Here is a 1,122-nt window from a genome sequence, read left to right as displayed (position 1 = left end):
ACCACCAATTGCTGTATTGGGTCTTTCATTGTTATAAAACCATAGCCATTGTGTCGCATGTTCCTGTACCTCGGCAATACTATTCCAAAGATATTGGCTCAGCCATTCGTATCGCACAGTCCGATTATAGCGTTCTACATAGGCATTCTGCTGTGGATTGCCAGGCTGAATAAATTTCAGTTCTACATTGTGTTTTTCAGCCCAGGCAGCCAGTACCGCACTTATATACTCTGGACCATTATCACTGCGTATCTGTTTTGGTTTTCCACGCCATTCGATGATTTGATCCAATGTTCTCACCACACGCTCCGCAGGTAAGGAGAAGTCGACCTCTATCGCCAAGCCTTCACGGTTGTAATCATCAATCACGTTCAATAACCTAATGCTGCGACCATCTTCCAGTTGGTCGTGCATAAAGTCCATAGACCAACATTCATTGATTGCCTCTGGCACCGCCAATGCGTCCGGTTTATCACGCTTCAAGCGTTTCCTCGGCTTAATTCGTAGATTTAGCTCCAATTCTCGGTAAATCCTATACACCCGCTTATGGTTCCATCGGTAGCGTTTCACGTTACGTAAAAAGTAATAACATAGCCCAAACCCCCAACTCCGATGGGTTGATGTCAGTTGCTGTAACCAGTCGGCTATTGCAGCGTTTTCATCACTGAGTTTTGCCTGATAGCGATAACAGCTCTCACTGAGTCCAAACAAGGCACACGCAAATGCGATCGAAATGGCTTTATCTTGCACCGCCTTTTGCGCCAGCTCCCGCCGCCGCGACGGCTTTACCACTTTTTTTCGATGGCCTCTTTGAGTATTTCAGCTTTGAGTCGCTCTTCGGCATACATTTTTTTGAGTCGTGAATTCTCAGCCTCTAACTCCTTCAATCGCGCCATCATAGAAGCGTCCATGCCACCGAATTTGGCGCGCCATTTGTAGAAGGTCGCAGAGCTCATGCCATGCTCACGGCAAAGCCCCGGAACTGGGGTGCCAGCTTCGGCTTGTTTAAGGATTGCTAGGATTTGGCTGTCGCTAAATTTTGATGTTTTCATGCAGAATCTCCCTGCGTATATATTACGAGAAAATTCTACTTTTGAAATCTACTATTTTTAGGGGGGATTA

General features: G+C 46.3%; 1 protein-coding gene. It reads right to left on the bottom strand.

What is annotated here, in order from left to right:
- Positions 1–1,052, bottom strand: a protein-coding gene (locus H5125_RS21640) for an IS3-like element ISShfr8 family transposase (RefSeq protein ID WP_182745492.1) whose coding sequence is annotated in 2 segments (ribosomal slippage) — positions 1–791 and positions 791–1,052 — 1,053 coding nt annotated over the 2 segments. Because the reading frame shifts where the segments join, the coding sequence is not laid out codon by codon here. This gene is flagged as partial in the annotation.
- Positions 1,053–1,122 lie beyond the last annotated feature (70 nt).

The organism is Shewanella sp. SR44-4 (assembly GCF_014163715.1).
Classification (GTDB): Bacteria; Pseudomonadota; Gammaproteobacteria; order Enterobacterales; family Shewanellaceae; genus Shewanella.
This window is presented reverse-complemented; position numbering and strand designations above follow the sequence as displayed.